Source organism: Trinickia sp. Z7 (assembly GCF_056498045.1).
The window spans coordinates 1-14,744 of record NZ_JAUEQW010000011.1; the positions used below are offsets into that span (position 1 = coordinate 1).

Consider the following 14,744-nt stretch of genomic DNA (forward strand, 5'->3'; position numbering starts at 1 on the left):
AGGGCAGCTCGAGCCCTTCGCGCGCGATGTATTGCCAGATGTCCAGCTCGGTCCAGTTCGAGATCGGGAACACGCGCAGGTGCTCGCCCTTGTGCAAGCGCGCGTTGTACACGCTCCAGAGCTCCGGGCGCTGCGCTTTGGGGTCCCACTGGCCGAACTCGTCGCGAAACGAGAAGATGCGCTCCTTGGCGCGCGCCTTCTCTTCGTCGCGGCGCGCCCCGCCGATCATCGCCGTGAAACCGTGCGCCTCGATCGTCTCGAGCAGCGTCACCGCCTGCGCGGCATTGCGCGAATCGGTCTCGCGGCGCAGGCGCACCGTGCCGCGCCGGATCGAATCCTCCACCTGGCCCACGACCAATTGCGCCCCGATCTGCTCGGCGCGGCGATCGCGAAAGTCGATCACTTCGGGATAGTTGTGACCCGTATCGATGTGCACCAGCGGAAACGGCAGCGACGTCTTGCGGTTCGCCCCCAGGCCGAACGCCTTGAGCGCCAGATGCAGCACCACCACCGAATCCTTGCCGCCCGAGAACAGCAACGCCGGCTTGCTGCATTCGGCCACGAGCTCGCGCAGGATGTGGATCGATTCCGCCTCGAGCCAGTCGAGGTGGTCCATGCGGGTGGTCGTGACCGTGAGCGGGGTCGTCGCGGAAGGTTCGAGAATCGTGCTCATGTTTAACGGTTTCCTATCGTTTGCCCGTGTCCGTCGCTCGGCGCCGGTGCGCTCGAGCCGGCCGTCACGGCGCTCGGATGCTGCTGATGCGGATGCTATCGGGGTGCTGCCTCGGGAGCGGTTCAAGCCTGGGTCGACGGTTGCGCGGCGCCGGGTGCGAACTGCAGCGTCGTGACATGCAGCCCGCACTCTTTCGAATCGCGCGACTCCCACCACCACCGGCCCGCCCGGCTATCCTCGCCCGGGCGCACCGCGCGCGTGCAAGGTTCGCAGCCGATGCTCGGATACCCGCGCGCGTGCAGCGGATTGACCGGCACGTCGTATAGCTTGAGATACGCCCAGACTTCGCCCTCGCTCCAATCTGCAAGCGGGTTGTACTTGGCGATGTCGCGGGCGGCATCGTGTTCCTGCTCGTGCAGTTCGGCACGCGTGACCGACTGCTCGCGACGCTGGCCCGTGACCCACGCATCCACGCCGGCGAGCGCGCGGTTCAACGGCTCGACCTTGCGAATCTCGCAGCAGCGCTTGCGCAATTCGACGCTTTCATAGAAGGCGTTCAGGCCGTGCGTCTCGACGTACTCGTCGACGGCGCTGGCTTGCGGATGAAACTGCTCGATCTCGTAGCCGTAACGCGCGCGAATGCGATCGATCATCTCCAGCGTCTCGGCGTGCAGGCGGCCCGTATTCAACGAAAAAATGCCGATCGGCAACGCACGCGACAAGATCGCATGCGTGAGCACCATGTCCTCGGCCGCCAAGCTGCTCGCCAGCTTGATCTTCGCGTGACGTGTGGCGATTTCGTCGACGAACGCGTGGAGGCGATCGATTTTCGCCTGCAGCGCCGCATCCAGTTCGGCCGCGGCCGGGGTCCGGTCCTGGCTCATGTCTGCGACTCCGTGGCAAGGGCCGCGCGGCGGCGAAACAGCGGCTGCGGCGTGTCGAAAGCGCCTTGATACTTGACCGAGAATTCCTCGAATGCGCGCAGGGCATCGTGAATGTCTTTGTCGGCGCGCACGGCGAACGCGTCGAACCCGCAGCGCGCCATGAAGTTCAGCTGATCGCGCAGCACGTCGCCGATCGCGCGCAACTCGCCGCGCCAGCCATAACGCTCGCGCAACAGCCGCGCCGTGCTATAGCCGCGGCCATCGCGAAACACGGGGAAATCCACACCAATTAACGAGATCTCGTCGAAATCGGCGACGAGATCGGCCGGCTCATCGTCGGGCGCGAGCCAGACGCCCAGCGCATCTTTCGCGCGCGCTGCGAGGAGCGCCTCGCGCGCTTCTTTCCAGAGCGCGAACGGCACGAGCACCCGGCCCGCCGGCAACGCGTCGACCTGGGGCAGCGCGCCATCGTCGGACGCGCGCACGACGGTCCAGTCGTCCGCCACCACTGCCCGGTTCTTGATAATCGAAGTCATCTGCAAAAATCCCTCACTCGCCCGATGCTCACGCGTGCGCCGGTTGGCGCGACGCGTAGACGCGTTCCTTGAACGGCGCGATGCCGATTCGATTGTAGGTATCGATGAAGCGCTCGCCGTCGATGCGGTTCTCGACGAAGGTATCGATCACTTTCGTCACCACGTCGGGCATTTCATCCGCCGCAAACGACGGGCCGATCACACGGCCCAAGTGCGCGCCGGTCGCCCCGGTGCCCTGCTCGCCGCCCAGCGTCAACTGGTACCACTCGGAACCGTCCTTGTCGACGCCGAGAATGCCGATGTTGCCCACGTGGTGATGCCCGCACGAGTTGATGCAACCTGAGATGTTCAGCGACAGATCGCCGAGATCGTAGACGTAATCGAGATCGTTGAAGCGGTCTTGGATCGCCTGGGCGATCGGCAACGATTTCGCGTTGGCGAGCGAGCAGAAATCGCCGCCCGGGCACGCGATGATATCGGTCAGCAAGCCGAGATTCGGCGTCGCGAAACCCTGCTTCTTCGCCGCTTCCCATAACGCGTACAGATCGCGCTTTTTCACATCGGCGAGAATCAGATTCTGCTCGTGCGAAACGCGGATTTCCCCGAACGAATACTGATCGGCCCAATCAGCGACCGCCTCCATCTGCTCGGCAGTCGCATCGCCGGGCGCGCCCTTGGCCGGCTTGAGCGACAGCGTCACCGCGGCGTAGCCGGGCACGCGGTGCGGACGCATGTTGCGCTCGATCCAACGCGCGAACGCGCGGTTTTCGAGCAGATGCTTTTCGAACGAGGCGTCGGTATCCGAGAGCTTCTCGTACGGCGGCGGCTTGAAGTACTGCGCGACGCGATCGTATTCGGCTTGCGTGAGCGTCGAGGGGCCGTCCTTCAGATGCTGCCATTCCTCCTCGACCTGCTGCGCGAACTTCGCGGGCCCGAGCGCCTTGACGAGAATCTTGATGCGCGCCTTGAACAAGTTGTCGCGGCGGCCGAACCGGTTGTAGACGCGCAGCACCGCCTCGCAATACGTGAGCAGATGCTGCCAGGGCAGGTTTTCGCGAATGATCGCCCCGAGGATCGGCGTGCGGCCCAAGCCGCCGCCCGCGAGAATCGAGCAGACGACCTCGCCCGCTTCATTCTTCGTCAGGTAAACGCCCAGATCGTGGATCTGGACCGCGATCCGGTCTTCCTTGGAAGCCGACACGGCAATCTTGAACTTGCGCGGCAGCCAGCTGAATTCGGGGTGGAACGTGGACCACTGACGCAGAATTTCCGCCCACGGACGCGGATCGACGATCTCGTCGGGCGCGACGCCGGCGAACTGATCGGCCGTGATGTTGCGAATGTCGTTGCCCGAGGTCTGAATGCCGTGCATTTGCACCGATGCGAGATCGGCCAGCAGATCGGGCGTGTCCTCGAGGCGGATCCAGTTGTACTGGATGTTCGTGCGCGTCGAGAAATGGCCATAGCCCCGGTCGTACTTGCGGGCGATGTGCCCCAGCATGCGCAATTGGTCGCTGCGCAGGTTGCCGTACGGGATCGCGATACGGTGCATGTAGGCGTGGCGCTGCATGTAAAGGCCGTTCTGCAGCCGCAGCGGACGGAACTCGTCCTCGCTCAATTCGCCCGACAAGCGGCGGCGGACTTGGTCGCGGTACTGCGCGACGCGCTCGTCGACGATGGTCTGGTCGTACTGATCGTATTGATACATTCGGGGACCCCAGGTTGTGTCGCGCCGCGCTCGTTCGCGGCGCCCGAATCGCTATCGACCCATGCGGCGGGCCGATCCTCGGGCCGTTCACGCATGTGCTAATGACAAAAACAGCTATGCATATTGAAAAACGTCCGTCGATCGTAATAAACTGCCCTTATATTTCAAACGACTAAAAAATTCTTTCCTTATGCCGGTAGGGTTATAAATGAACCTGCACCAATTTCGGTTCGTGCGCGAGGCGGTACGCCAAAACTTCAATCTGACCGAGGCCGCCAAGGCGCTGTACACCTCGCAGCCGGGCGTCTCCAAGGCGATCATCGAGCTCGAAGACGAATTGGGGGTCGAAATCTTCACCCGCCACGGCAAGCGCGTGCGGTCTTTGACGGAGCCGGGCCGCATCATTTTGGCGTCGGTCGAGCGCATCTTGCAGGAGGTGGAGAGCCTAAAGCGGATCGGCAAGGATTTCGCTGCGCAGGATCAAGGCAACCTCGTGATCGCCGCCACCCACACTCAGGCGCGTTACTCGCTGCCCGGCGCGATCGCCGAATTCAAGAAGCGGTTCCCGAAGGTTCACCTGTCGATCTTGCAAGGCAGCCCCACGCAGGTGGCCGAGATGGTGATGCACGACCAAGCGGATATCGCGGTGGCCACCGAGGCGATCGCCTCCTATAAGGAGCTCGTTTCGCTGCCCTGCTTCCAGTGGCACCATGTGGCGGTCATGCCCGCGGACCATCCGCTGCTGCAACGCAAGCAGTTATCGCTCGAGGATCTGGCCCAATATCCGCTCATTACTTACGACAATGCGTTCGCGGGCCGCACCAAGATCAATCAGGCGTTCGCGCTGCGCTCGCTCTCGCCCGACATCGTGCTCGAGGCCATCGACGCCGACGTCATCAAAACTTACGTCGAACTGGGCCTGGGCGTCGGCATCATGGCCGATATCGCCTTCAACGCCGAGCGCGATCGCCATTTGCGGGCGATGCCGGTCGGACACTTGTTCGGCAGCAACCTGACGCGCGTCGCGCTCAAACAAGGCGCCTACCTGCGCAGCTACGTCTATACGCTCGTCGAACTGCTCTCGCCGACGCTCAACCGCAAGCTCATCGAGCAAGCGCTCAAGGGCGAGCACGAGAGCTACGAACTTTGACCCGATTGCGCAGCAGTCGAACAACGCCGAGCCCGCGCGCATGGGCTGGGCAACCCTTCCCTCTGGAGACCATGGCATGGCCTTGAACGCACTCTTGCGCCGCGCGCTCGCGGCTTTCGCGCTCGCCGGCGCGGCGGCGACCGCCCCGGCTTACGCCGACATCAAAGTCGGCATCGATTTGTCGACGACAGGCCCGGCGGCCGTCATCGGCATCACGAGCAAGAATGCGATGCTGATGTGGCCCAAGACGATCGCCGGGCAACCTGCGCAATACATCGTGCTGGACGACGGGTCCGACCCGGGTGCGGCCGTGCGAAATATCCGCAAACTGATCAACGAGGATCACGTGGATGTGGTCGTAGGGCCGAACGTCACCCCGGCGGCGCTCGCCGCGCTCGACGTCGTGGCCGAGTCGCACACGCCCATGATCACGCTGATCGGCTCGGCAAGCGTGGTCGAGCCGCAGGAAGGCAAACGCGTCTGGGCGTTCAAGATGGCGCAAACCGACAGCGCGATGGCCGACGTGATGACGCGCTACATGACCAATCACGGCGTGAAGCGCGTCGGCTTCGTCGGGTTCGCCGACAGCTATGGCGACAGTTGGCTCAAGGAGTTTTCGACCTTCGCGAAATTGCGGCACATCGAAATCGTCGCGACCGAGCGCTACAACCGTACCGATTCGAGCGTGACCGGCCAGGTGCTCAAGCTAATGGCTGCGCGGCCCGATGCGATTCTGGTCGCGGGTGCGGGCACGCCCGCCGTGCTGCCGCAGCGCGAGTTGATCGAGCGCGGCTTCAAAGGGCCGATCTACCAGACGCACGGTATCGCCACGCCCGCTTTCATCAAGCTGGGCGGTAAAGACGTCGAGGGCACGTTGTTCCCGACGCAGCCTGTCGTCGTGGCGCGCACGCTGCCGGCAGACCATCCGGCGAAGAAGGCGGCGCTGGCGTTCGTGAGCGCCTACGAGGCGAAATACGGGCCCGATAGCGTGACGCAGTTCGCGGGCGACGCGGCAGGCGTCTATCCGCGGCTTCAGGATGCCGTCGCACGGGCTTTGAAGACGGCCAAGCCCGGCACCGAAGCATTTCGCACGGCGCTGCGCACTGCCCTCGAGCAGGCTCGTGACCTCGTAGTGCCGAACGGCATCGTCGACACGAGCGCGAGCGATCACGTCGGGCTCGATCAGCGCGCTAGCGTGATGGGCATCGTCAAGGGCGGCAAGTTCGTCTACCTGAGCCAGTAAGCGCCGCGATCATGCAAGCTGAAACCGCGCGACCATCTGCTCCATGCGTTCGGCTTGCTCTCTCAGCGACGCGCTCGCGGCCGCCGATTGCTCGACGAGCGCGGCGTTGCGCTGCGTCACATCGTCCATCTGCGCGATGGCGATGTTGACTTGCTCGATGCCGTCGCTCTGTTGCACCGAGGCATCGGCTATATCGCCCACGATGCGGTCGACGCGCGCGATCGAATCGATCACGGCGCGGATGGCGTCGTCGACTTGGACGAACAGGGCGGAGCCTCCCGTCACGCGTTCGATCGAGGTGTGAATGAGCGCCTTCACGTCCTTTGCGGCGTCCGCGCTGCGATGCGCCAGTGCGCGCACTTCTCCCGCCACGACGGCGAACCCTTTGCCCTGCTCGCCCGCCCGTGCGGCTTCGACCGCGGCGTTCAGCGCGAGAATGTTGGTCTGAAAGGCGATCCCTTCGATGACCGAGACGATTTCGACCATGCGGTTCGAGCCGTCATGAACTTGCTTCATCAAGTCGACGGCTGAAGTCACGATCGCGCCCGTCTCCGAAGCCCGGCCGGCCGCTTCCGCGCTGAGCTTGTTGGCGCTCGCGGCATTGGCCGCGTTGTGACGCACGGTCGAAGTCAGTTCCTCCATGCTGGCCGCCGTTTCCTGCAGCGATGCCGCCTGCGTCTCCGTGCGCTGCGACAGGTCCTGGTTCCCCGTCGCGATTTCGCCGCTTCCGACGAGCACGGACCGCGCGGCCTCGCGCGTCGCGGCAATCGTGCGCGTCCACGCGGCGACGACTTCGTTGAGCCGGTGTGTGATGAACGCCAATTCGTCCTGGCCCTGAACGGCGAGCGTCGCGCGCAGGTCGCCCGCGCCGATCGCGCTCAACGAGGCGGACAGCGCCGCGATGTCCTTGTGCGTGCGCAATGCGAATGCCGCAAACAGATAGAGTGCGCATGCAACGGAGACCGCGCTGAGCAGCGACAGTGCGATGACCTCGTTGCGCGCGCGGCCTTCGCGCGCAACGAGCCGGGCGCGAACCACGCTCGAAAGCTCGGCATGAGTGCGGTACAGTCCGGCGATGGCTAGCGTGCCTTGTTGAAAGAACGTCTTCGCGTCGTTGGAACCCGCACCGTCGCGAGCAAGCGCCGCCACGGTACGGCGGAACGTGTCGAACGCGCCGAAGTCGATGGCCGCCATTGCCGCCGCCCCTGCGCGGTCGTCCTGCGCGAGATGCATGCCGGCGACCGCGTGCGTCAGCGCCGCGCTCTCTTCGTCGAGCATCGCTGCGCGCGTTGCCAACACACCTTTGTCGAGCTCGGTGAGTTGGCCCGCGCTCAATGCCGCGGCGCCCTTGCCGCGGGTCACGCCTACGGTTTCGGCGGCGTTCGGCAGCGCGAAGGCGACCGCTTCGATGAGAGCCGCATCGGAAGCGTCGGGGTCGGTCGCAAGCTTCGATTTGGCGGTGAGATCGCGTTCGAATGCAAACAATGCGTGCACGAAGCCCGTATGCGACTCGAACAGGTCCGCGCCGGATACGTTCAGGCCCGCGGCCGATAGTAGCGCGTATCGTTCGCCGAGGGTTTTGACCTCGCGTCGCACGTCGAACCGGTCGTTAGCGCTGGCTTGCGCCGTGAGTTGCGCGAGCGCGGCATCGGCGTCGGCGCTCGCCGAATCGAATGCGGCGCGCAAGCCGGCATTGCCCGCTAGGACAGATGCCCCGGCGCCTCGGCGCACTTGCACGGCCTTGAGCCACTGCTGAGTCGTGGCGAGCAGCGCCAGTCCTTCGCGCTCGCTGCGCGTCGACGCATAGGCGCTCAAGGCCGAATTCAGCGTAATGAACAGCGTCGCCGATAACGGTGCGATGAACAGCAGCGCCAGCACGAGGAGCTTTTTGGGCATCCTCATGCGTCCCATCAATGCCATTCCTGGCGTAAAGACTGCGCGAATCACGACTTTCCCCCGAAATATCCGGCGTCGGACCCAGTGCCCGACGCTCGCGTCGCTTGTGAGTGGGCAAGCGATCGATCTTTGCGCTGACGATACGCGCGAGCGGGTTTCTGCCGATTGACGTGAATCAACGGGAAAAGGAGAAAGAAAAAGCGTCCGACGGGCATGCGGCATAAGCGCGCGAGCGTGTGTTCCGCGAGGTTCAGCAGGTTCGGTAGAGAGTCCGTAGAGGGGGACGCGGGGCCTTGCCTGCACCGCTCGGTTCGTGTCCGAAATCGGTTCGATGCGGGCGATGGCAGGGGATCTTGTCAGACGGTCCAATTTCGGCCATAATCGCCGTCTTGCTGTCGGCACTTGCTGGTGTCGATGCTCGCCCGGGTGGTGAAACAGGTAGACGCAGGGGACTCAAAATCCCCCGCCGCAAGGCGTGTCGGTTCGAGTCCGACCCCGGGCACCATTATTCAAGCAAAAAAGCCGCACCCCTCAGGGCGTGCGGCTTTTTTGCGTTCGGCGCGCGAGATGCGTTTGCAGACGACACCCTCCGTAAGCGACGCCAGTTGGGCGAGGCATCAGCCGTCGCCGTGCAAACCCGGAAAACGCGCATGGAAGCGCCGGACGAGGTTCATCCGGCGCTGCGCCATGCAGCTCAGCGCTGCTCCTTCACCCGCGACACGAGCTGCGTCGGGCTCACGAACTGCAACGCGATCAGCACCCACACGAGCGTGATGGCCATATAGATCATTGCCATCGCATCGATCGATTGCGGCGCACGCACCCCCGTCGAGAACACGGCGTAGTACAGCGCCACGACGAGCGTCTGCGTGTCCGGCCCTGCCGTGAAGAACGTCAACTCGAACATCCCGATGGTGCGCACCAGCACGAGCAATCCCGCGGCAAGCATGCCGGGCACGAGCAGCGGCAGCAGCACGTGGCGAAAGTAGCGCAGCGTATTCGCGCCGAAGATGCGCGCGGCGGCTTCCAGATTCGGGTCGATCTGCTCGATGAACGGCGTCATCACCAGAATGACGAACGGCAACGCGGGCACGAGATTGGCAAGGATCACCCCGGTCAGCGTACCCGCCAAGCCCACCTTGTACATCACGGTCGCCATTGGAATGCCGTACGTCACGGGCGGCACCATCAGCGGCAGCAGGAACGTGAGCATGGCGATCCGCTTGCCGGGGAAGTTCGCCCGCGCGAGTGCGTAGGCGGCCGGCACACCCAGTGCGATCGACAAGAACACGACCGCGCCGACCACTTCCATCGTCACGCGCAACACGCTCGCAAGCTGAAAGTCGCTCCATGCTTGCGCGTACCAATGCAGCGTGAACCCTTGCGGCAGCAGCGTGCCGAACCAGCGCGTGCCGATCGAGTTGACGGCCACGGTCGCGATCAGCAGCACGACGTTGAGCAGAAAGAAGCCCATGACGCCCCAGACCAGCGCACGCCACAGACGGCTGCCGATGCCTTCGGCGTGCTTGCTCGGGCGAGCGTTCGAGGCGCCGCTGCCGCTACGCGGCTCGGCCATCGGCAGCACGCGAGCGCCTTGATTATCGGTTGCCATCATCCCTTTCCTCCCGTCACGGGACCGGTATAGAAGAACCGGCGCGCGCCGAGCATGCCGGCCACGACGATCAATTGCACGAAGCCCATCACGATGGCGATCGTCGAAGCAAGCGAGTAATCGTAGCTCTCGAACGCCGCCTCGGACGCCGCGATCGACATCACGCGCGTCGGTCCGGCCGGCGAGCCGAGCAGCACCGCCGATGGAAACACCGAGAACGCTTGCACGAACGACAAGCACGCGGCCATGGTCAGCCCCGGCACGAGCAACGGTAAATAAATTTGCTTGAACTGCTGCCACGGGCTCGCGCCGAGCGTCGCCGCCGCGCGCGCGAGCGTCGGGTCGATCCCCGTCACGTACGAGAGCGTGAGCAGAAACGCGAAAGGAAAGCCCGATACGATCAACGAAATGAGCACACCCCAGTAGTTATGGGTGAGCCGCACTTCGTCGCCGTATAGATGCAACGCTTGCACCGCCTGCGGAAACCAACCGTTCGGCGAGAAATACGTCAGCATGCCGTCGGCGATGAGCACCGTGCCGAGCGTGATCGGAATCACGAGCAAGGTCGTCGCGAGCTTCTGATAAGGCGACTTGCGGCGCAACGAAAATGCGACGGGCACCGAAAGACCCACGTTGATCAGCGTGGCCGGGACCGCTAGCTTCAGCGTCACGAAGATCGTCGGCCACATCGCGCTATCGGTGAAAAACGTCCGGTAGTTGGCGAAGAGTCCCCCGCCGTTCATCGGCTCGAACGACAGCATGAGGCCGTAGGCGAACGGATAAATGAACAGTGCGACGATGAACCCGAGCGCGGGCGTGACGAGCCATCCCTTCACGTCGCGCGGCCCCGACAGCGTCAGTGCGCTCATGATGCGACCTCTTGACGGTAGACCAGCGCGCGCTCGGTCGAGATCGCGAGCGTCACGCGCTCGCCTTGCGCAAACTCCCCTTCCACGCGAGCCCACAGCTTGCCGAACGGCGCGGTGACGAGCAGCAGCGAATCGCGGCCGCCGTATTCCACGACATCGACGTGCACCTCGAAGGCATTGCGCGTGCCTGCTTCCGCACGCACGAGATCGTCGGGACGAATCGCAATCACCGCTTGCTTGCTGTCGAGCGCTTCCATGGGCGTGCCGACGAAGTGCACGCCGCTGGCCGACACTTCCACGGCTTCCCCGGCCGCGCGCTCGAGCACGCACGGCAGCACGTTGCGGTAGCCCATGAAGCGGGCGACATGCAGATTCTTCGGGCGGCAGTAGACCTCCTTGGGCGAGGCGACTTGCTGAACCACGCCTTCCTTCATCACCACGATGCGGTCGGCCATCGATAGCGCTTCGTCCTGATCGTGCGTCACATAAATCGTCGCCCGGTCCAGGCCGCCGTGAATGCGCCGGATCTCGGCGCGCATCTCGATTCGCAGCTTGGTGTCCAGATTCGACAGCGGCTCGTCCATCAGCACGACGGGCGGCTCGATGACGATAGCGCGCGCAATCGCAACGCGCTGCTGCTGACCGCCCGACAGTTGCCCCGGCAATTTGCTTTCGTGCCCGACGAGCTGCACGAGCTGCAGCGCCGCGCGGGCGCGCTGTTCGATCTCGCTCTTGGGCGTGCCGCGCATTTTCAAGCCGAAGCCGACGTTCTCGAGCACCGACATGTGCGGAAACAGCGCGTAGTTCTGGAACACCATCCCAAAGCCGCGCCGCTCGGGCGGCAATACGTCGATGCGCTTGTCGTCGAGCCAAATCTCGCCGCCCGTGAGCGGCTGCAAGCCGGCAATGCAGTTCAACGCCGTGGACTTGCCGCACCCGGACGGCCCGAGCAACGCGATGAACTCGCCGCGTTCGATATCGAGGTCGAGGCCTTTGAGCGCAGCGACGTGCTCGCCCTGCGCGTTCGCAAAGCTGCGGTGGACCGAACTGAGGCGCAACCGATCGAATGTATGCTTCATGATGAATTTCCTAACGGACCTCTCGGCATGTGGCCGGCTCACCCGGCCACATGCATTTCGCTTGCGTTGCTTACTTCGTCTTTTGGGCGCCCACTTCACGGTCCCATTTCTGGAACGCGGCGACCATCTTGTCGGCCGGCAACGGCTGCACGTTCGGGAACTTCGCCATCCATGCGCCGTATTCGGGGCGGCCGTACTTCTCGATCACCAAGCGGCTCTTCTCGGGTGCGTTCGACGCCGTCAAGCCCTTGATCGCCGGCCCCGGATAGAAGTACCCGTCGTCGTAGGTCATGGCTTGCTGCGCCGGCTCGAGCATGAACGCCATCATCTTGAGCAAGACGTCGACCTTCTCCTTGGGCACACCGTTCGGGATCACCATGTAGTGCGCATCGTTGACCCACTTCATGTTGTCGAACGCCTGCACCCTGAAGTTCGCGGGCACGATACCGAGGGCGCGCGGATTGATGTCCCAGCCGGTGACCGTCACCGTCATGTCGCGCGTGCCCTCGCCGAGCTCCTTCATGACGGCCGAGGTGCCGCCCGGGTAGTACGGCACGCATTCGTTGAGCTGCTTGAGGAACGCCCAGGTCTTGTCCCAGCCGTTGATCGGATCGGAGGGGTCCTTGTCGCCGAGAACGTACGGCAGGCCCATGAGGAACGTGCGCCCCGGGCCCGAGTTCGCCGGGCGTGCGTAGATGAGCTTGTTCGGATGCGCCTTGCACCACGACAGCAGTTGCTCAGGCGTCTTCGGCACCTGGTCCTTCTGCACCTTGTCGGGGTTGTACTCGATGAGCGGACCCGCGGGCATGAACGTCACTTCGAGGCCGTAGCCTTGTGCGAGCTTTTCCATTTCCAGCGGGCCGGGCGCGTAGCTGCCGTTCGCATCGGCGATCAGCTTCTCCGGCAGTTTCTGCCACAGCTTCTGTTCGATGCCCGCGGCGAGCGCATCGGTGCCCGTCAGCACGAGATCGATATCCGAGCGGCCTGCCGACTGCATCGCCTTGATCTTGCCCGGCAACTGCGGCGCCGGTGCGTTCGTGTACGTGATGTTGCCGACCAGGTTCGGATACTTCGCCTTGAACGCCTCGAAGCCGTCTTTCGTCAGCGCGAGGTTGCCCGCCACGTCGACGATGTTCAGCGACACCGGCGCGGCGAAGCTCGCCGTCGCCACCATCGAAAAACCGAGCGCCGCAGCGATGCGGCCGATACGACGCGCGATAGTTGAATCTGCCATGTCTCCTCCAAAGGTTATCGGGATTCCCCGTTTCGTAGATTCCTGTTGCCGCCTGCTTGCCTGCTTCTACTTGCTTGCCCGCCCGCTACCCTCCCGCCTTCGACGCATCGCTCGGCAGCCGCAGCATCGGCTCCGGCAATCCTTTGACGCCGGCATCGAGCGCGAACGTGGCGCCCGAGAGGGCATCGCCTTCGATTCGGATCGACGTGACGAACAGCGTATCCAACTGCGCGCCGCCGAACGCGCACATCGCAGGCTTGGCGACCGGCACTTCGATGCTGCGATCGAGCTTGCCCGACGGCGTGAAGCGATGCACGAGGCCCGCGTCGTTGCCGCAGATCCAATAGCATCCTTGCGCGTCGACCGCCGCGCCGTCGGGGCGGCCCAGGTGCGACGCCGCGGGCATCTCGACGAATACGCGCCGGCCGTGCGGCACGCCGTCGTCGACGTCGTAATCGAACGACCAGATCACGCGCCGGCTCGGATGCGAGTCGGACAGATACATCGTGCGGCCGTCGGGGCTGAACGCGAGCCCGTTCGGCACGATCAGGTCGTCGCAGAGCACATGCAGCTTATGCCGCCCCGCATCGAGCCGATACAGACGCCCCGCGGCGCAGGCCAGCGCCATATCGCGCACCATCGTCCCGGCGATGAAGCGTCCTTGCCGATCGCAGCGCCCATCGTTGAACCGCATGTCGTGCGCCGCGTGCGCGACCTTCGCCAAGCAGCCCGCGCTCGTCATCGGCTCGCCGGGCGTGGGCTGCGCCATGAGATACACGCCGGTCTCCATCGCCAGCGCGATCCCGCCTTGCGCGAGCAACGCGAACGAGCCCGCCATCTCGGGCAGCGCCCACGAGTGCGTATGACCGGTGCTCGCTTCCCAGCACCACAGCGTGCGGCCGACGATGTCGCTCCAATAGAGCGCGCCCTCAGCCGGATGCCAAATCGGGCTCTCGCCGACACCGCAGCGCATCTCGCCGATTCGTTCGATCGATGTCGTGGCTGCCATGGCGGTCAGCCTCCGAAAGGCCCGGCCGTGACGAACGCCCCGCCTTGGAACAGGCGAACGGGGTCGTCGTCGGAAAGTGGCGGCTGCTCGCGCTCGACGCGCTCGCGCCACGGCTCGCTCGACTGCGCCGGCACATAACCGAGTAGGGCGGCCTGCGCGTTGTCCCACCAGCTATCGCGGTTGCGCGACACGCCATAGACGATCGTGCAAGCCACCTTCGGCACGAACATGGCGCGCCGAACGAGCTGTTCGAGATCGTCGTAGCCGAGCCAGGTGCACAGCATGCGGCGATCCTTCGGTTGGGGAAACGATGAGCCGATGCGCACACACACGCTTTCGATGCCGTAGCGATCGAAGTAGAAACGCGCCAGCTGTTCGCCGAACGCCTTGCTCAAGCCGTAGTAGCTATCGGGTCGCGGCGCGGCCGTCGCACCGATGACTTCGCCTTGCCGATAAAAGCCGGTCACATGGTTCGAACTTGCAAATACGACGCGACGTACGCCATGGCGGCGCGCAGCTTCGTACACGTTGTAGGCGCCTTGGATATTGGCCGGCAGCACTTCTTCGAACGGGCGCTCGACCGACACGCCGCCCAGATGCACGATCACGTCCACCCCGGCAACGAGCGCATCGACGGCCGCCGTATCGGCTAGATCGCAGACGATCGCTTCCTCGCCTTCGCGCGGATCGCCCACCGGCGCGATGTCGGATACGCGCAGCACATCGGCATAACGCCGCAGCCGCTCGCGCAGCACGCGGCCAAGCCCGCCCGCGGCGCCCGTCAACAAGATGCGGCCGCAGTGTGTGCGAACGCCGTCCAAGGGATCGACGATGTGGGACGTTTGCGTCAT

13 protein-coding genes and 1 tRNA gene are annotated in these 14,744 nt (G+C 64.4%); 3 read left to right on the forward strand and 11 right to left on the reverse strand.

Going from position 1 to position 14,744, the window contains the following annotated elements; all coding sequences use genetic code 11:
* From cysD to QQS38_RS18255, 4 genes are all read right to left on the reverse strand, one after another.
* A partial coding sequence (gene cysD / locus QQS38_RS18240) for a sulfate adenylyltransferase subunit CysD (RefSeq protein WP_479646762.1) occupies nt 1–673 on the reverse strand: 673 nt, incomplete at its 3' end.
* A gap of 122 nt (nt 674–795) precedes the next feature.
* Entirely contained in the window at nt 796–1,650 is an 855-nt protein-coding gene (locus QQS38_RS18245) for a phosphoadenylyl-sulfate reductase (RefSeq protein WP_479646921.1), read from the reverse strand.
* Nucleotides 1,554–2,093 (reverse strand): DUF934 domain-containing protein, encoded by a 540-nt coding sequence (locus QQS38_RS18250; RefSeq protein ID WP_479646763.1) that lies wholly within the window; start codon nt 2,091–2,093, stop codon nt 1,554–1,556. The genes QQS38_RS18245 and QQS38_RS18250 overlap by 97 nt, the downstream gene beginning before the upstream one ends.
* 28 nt (nt 2,094–2,121) lie before the next feature.
* Nucleotides 2,122–3,801 carry a nitrite/sulfite reductase gene (locus tag QQS38_RS18255; RefSeq protein ID WP_479646764.1) on the reverse strand — a complete coding sequence of 560 codons (1,680 nt, stop codon included), beginning with the start codon at nt 3,799–3,801 and terminating at the stop codon, nt 2,122–2,124.
* 208 nt (nt 3,802–4,009) lie between these two features.
* On the opposite strand from QQS38_RS18255, the gene QQS38_RS18260 reads away from it, so the two are divergent.
* The gene (locus tag QQS38_RS18260; protein WP_277431385.1) at nt 4,010–4,951 is read left to right on the forward strand and encodes a CysB family HTH-type transcriptional regulator; all 942 of its coding nucleotides are present in this window, start codon (nt 4,010–4,012) and stop codon (nt 4,949–4,951) included.
* Nucleotides 4,952–5,027: 76 nt separating this feature from the next.
* A complete protein-coding gene (locus QQS38_RS18265) occupies nt 5,028–6,194 on the forward strand; it encodes an ABC transporter substrate-binding protein (protein ID WP_479646765.1) in 1,167 nt (388 codons plus the stop codon).
* Nucleotides 6,195–6,203: 9 nt separating this feature from the next.
* Here QQS38_RS18265 and QQS38_RS18270 read toward each other — a convergent pair whose 3' ends face one another.
* Complete coding sequence (locus tag QQS38_RS18270) at nt 6,204–8,114, reverse strand: methyl-accepting chemotaxis protein (protein ID WP_479646922.1); 1,911 nt, start codon at nt 8,112–8,114, stop codon at nt 6,204–6,206.
* A gap of 396 nt (nt 8,115–8,510) precedes the next feature.
* On the opposite strand from QQS38_RS18270, the gene QQS38_RS18275 reads away from it, so the two are divergent.
* Nucleotides 8,511–8,595 (forward strand) — tRNA-Leu (locus QQS38_RS18275).
* Nucleotides 8,596–8,784: 189 nt separating this feature from the next.
* On the opposite strand, the gene QQS38_RS18280 is transcribed toward QQS38_RS18275, so the two are convergent.
* The 6 genes from QQS38_RS18280 to QQS38_RS18305 all read right to left on the reverse strand — a co-directional run bounded on the left by QQS38_RS18280 (nt 8,785) and on the right by QQS38_RS18305 (nt 14,744).
* Nucleotides 8,785–9,702: an ABC transporter permease gene (locus QQS38_RS18280; RefSeq protein WP_479646923.1), complete on the reverse strand. Its 918-nt coding sequence runs from the start codon at nt 9,700–9,702 to the stop codon at nt 8,785–8,787.
* On the reverse strand, nt 9,702–10,571 hold the full coding sequence (locus QQS38_RS18285; RefSeq protein WP_479646766.1) for an ABC transporter permease: 870 nt from the start codon (nt 10,569–10,571) through the stop codon (nt 9,702–9,704). The genes QQS38_RS18280 and QQS38_RS18285 overlap by 1 nt, the downstream gene beginning before the upstream one ends.
* Nucleotides 10,568–11,650 carry an ABC transporter ATP-binding protein gene (locus tag QQS38_RS18290; protein ID WP_479646767.1) on the reverse strand — a complete coding sequence of 361 codons (1,083 nt, stop codon included), beginning with the start codon at nt 11,648–11,650 and terminating at the stop codon, nt 10,568–10,570. Before QQS38_RS18290 ends, QQS38_RS18285 begins: the two co-directional genes overlap by 4 nt.
* A 70-nt stretch (nt 11,651–11,720) precedes the next feature.
* The gene (locus QQS38_RS18295) at nt 11,721–12,884 is read right to left on the reverse strand and encodes an ABC transporter substrate-binding protein (protein ID WP_479646768.1); all 1,164 of its coding nucleotides are present in this window, start codon (nt 12,882–12,884) and stop codon (nt 11,721–11,723) included.
* A gap of 85 nt (nt 12,885–12,969) precedes the next feature.
* Nucleotides 12,970–13,893: an SMP-30/gluconolactonase/LRE family protein gene (locus QQS38_RS18300; RefSeq protein ID WP_479646769.1), complete on the reverse strand. Its 924-nt coding sequence runs from the start codon at nt 13,891–13,893 to the stop codon at nt 12,970–12,972.
* A gap of 5 nt (nt 13,894–13,898) precedes the next feature.
* The gene (locus tag QQS38_RS18305; RefSeq protein WP_479646770.1) at nt 13,899–14,744 is read right to left on the reverse strand and encodes an NAD-dependent epimerase/dehydratase family protein; all 846 of its coding nucleotides are present in this window, start codon (nt 14,742–14,744) and stop codon (nt 13,899–13,901) included.

Bases quoted from the DNA above. Each gene is read 5' to 3' on its own strand.
- QQS38_RS18260 (WP_277431385.1), top strand. From the start codon at position 4,010: ATGAACCTGCACCAATTTCGGTTCGTGCGCGAGGCGGTACGCCAAAAC.
- QQS38_RS18285 (WP_479646766.1), bottom strand. From the start codon at position 10,571: ATGAGCGCACTGACGCTGTCGGGGCCGCGCGACGTGAAGGGATGGCTC.
- QQS38_RS18250 (WP_479646763.1), bottom strand. From the start codon at position 2,093: ATGACTTCGATTATCAAGAACCGGGCAGTGGTGGCGGACGACTGGACC.
- QQS38_RS18290 (WP_479646767.1), bottom strand. From the start codon at position 11,650: ATGAAGCATACATTCGATCGGTTGCGCCTCAGTTCGGTCCACCGCAGC.
- QQS38_RS18265 (WP_479646765.1), top strand. From the start codon at position 5,028: ATGGCCTTGAACGCACTCTTGCGCCGCGCGCTCGCGGCTTTCGCGCTC.
- QQS38_RS18270 (WP_479646922.1), bottom strand. From the start codon at position 8,114: ATGGCATTGATGGGACGCATGAGGATGCCCAAAAAGCTCCTCGTGCTG.
- QQS38_RS18295 (WP_479646768.1), bottom strand. From the start codon at position 12,884: ATGGCAGATTCAACTATCGCGCGTCGTATCGGCCGCATCGCTGCGGCG.
- QQS38_RS18280 (WP_479646923.1), bottom strand. From the start codon at position 9,702: ATGGCAACCGATAATCAAGGCGCTCGCGTGCTGCCGATGGCCGAGCCG.
- QQS38_RS18255 (WP_479646764.1), bottom strand. From the start codon at position 3,801: ATGTATCAATACGATCAGTACGACCAGACCATCGTCGACGAGCGCGTC.
- QQS38_RS18300 (WP_479646769.1), bottom strand. From the start codon at position 13,893: ATGGCAGCCACGACATCGATCGAACGAATCGGCGAGATGCGCTGCGGT.
- QQS38_RS18305 (WP_479646770.1), bottom strand. From the start codon at position 14,744: ATGACGCAAACGTCCCACATCGTCGATCCCTTGGACGGCGTTCGCACA.